Below are 1,568 nucleotides of genomic sequence, written 5' to 3' on the forward strand. Positions count from 1 at the left end.
AAGACACTCACACTTATCGGTAATCTGTGTTGTTAAAGAACTTAAATCCGCCGTCTCAGCAGCGAAGAAACCGAACTATACACACCCCAAACCCAACCCGTCAACACCAAAAATGCAATTATTTGCATCAAATTACCCATCCCGATGTTTCTTATCGGTTTTTATTTTGTAATTTATACAAAGTTTGTTACCTGAATTAATAACCAACCAGAAATATTCGATTTCATATTTATACAAAATCTTTACCTGACTATCATTTCCCTTTACTAACTATTGTTCCTATAATTTTGAGTAATTTAATATTAACGATCAGCCGTTCGTTCATTCATCTATATTCTCAATTAAAAATTCTCAATCAAAATAAAGTATCAAATAAATCAAAGGTATAAAATCATGAATTTTTCCAACAGAACTACTCTCTCTACTAGAATGCGACGTATGCGCAAAGACGAATTCTCGCGAAAACTGATGCGGGAACACTCTTTAACTGCTCATGATTTAATTTATCCGGTTTTTATTTTAGAAGGAGTGAACCAAGAGGAAAATGTTGTATCGATGCCGGGCGTAAGAAGGCAAAGCATAGATAAACTGCTATATACAGCGGAAGAGGCTGTTCGATTGGACATCCCCATGCTCGCACTTTTCCCGGTTGTAACGAACAATAAAACAGAAACAGCTGAAGAGGCCTACAACCCGGAAGGTTTAGCACCCACCGCCGTCAGAAAACTACGCGAAACTTTTCCCGAATTAGGCATCATGACCGATGTAGCGCTTGATCCTTACACCATTCACGGTCAAGACGGATTGATTGACAAAGAAGGTTATGTGCTTAACGATGAAACGATAGAAGTGTTGATTAAACAGGCGCTTTGCCATGCCGATGCAGGGGCTCAAGTTGTAGCTCCTTCGGACATGATGGACGGTCGCATTGGTGCGATCCGCAAAGCTTTGGAAGATGCCGGTCATATACATACACGCATTATGGCCTATTCGGCCAAATATGCTTCTGCATTCTATGGCCCTTTTCGGGATGCTGTCGGCAGTTCTGCCAACTTAGGAAAAGCCGACAAGTCAACTTATCAAATGGATCCGGCAAATTCTAACGAGGCATTGCATGAAGTTTTTTTGGATATTCAAGAAGGTGCCGATATGGTTATGGTAAAACCCGGCCTTCCTTATCTGGATATCGTCAGAAGGGTTAAGGATGAATTTGGCGTACCTACTTTCGCGTATCAAGTTTCCGGGGAATATGCCATGCTCCAAGCGGCTATTCAAAATGGCTGGCTTGACGGCAACAAAGTTATTTTAGAAAGTTTGCTGGCTTTCAAACGTGCCGGTGCCGACGGCATATTGACTTATTATGCAATTGAAGCGGCCAAACAGCTACATTCAAACAAATAAGCTGAGATCAATACAAAGGCCGTCTGATTTTTTCAGACGGCAGCGGATTCAAATTTGAAGTGCAACTTTCCACAACAGAAAAAGGCCAGTATGCGGTAGCATACGGCCTTTCCTGCAAGAAAGATTGCATATGAGCTACACACAACTGACCCAAGACGAACGATACC

1 protein-coding gene is annotated in these 1,568 nt (G+C 41.5%); it reads left to right on the forward strand.

Annotated elements, in window-relative coordinates:
• Window positions 1-393: 393 nt before the first annotated feature.
• On the forward strand, window positions 394-1,401 hold the full coding sequence (gene hemB, locus AKG43_RS11800) for a porphobilinogen synthase (protein WP_054617465.1): 1,008 nt from the start codon (window positions 394-396) through the stop codon (window positions 1,399-1,401).
• Window positions 1,402-1,568 lie beyond the last annotated feature (167 nt).

It is taken from the genome of Neisseria sp. 74A18, from assembly GCF_001308005.1.
Taxonomy (GTDB): Bacteria; Pseudomonadota; Gammaproteobacteria; order Burkholderiales; family Neisseriaceae; genus Neisseria; species Neisseria dumasiana.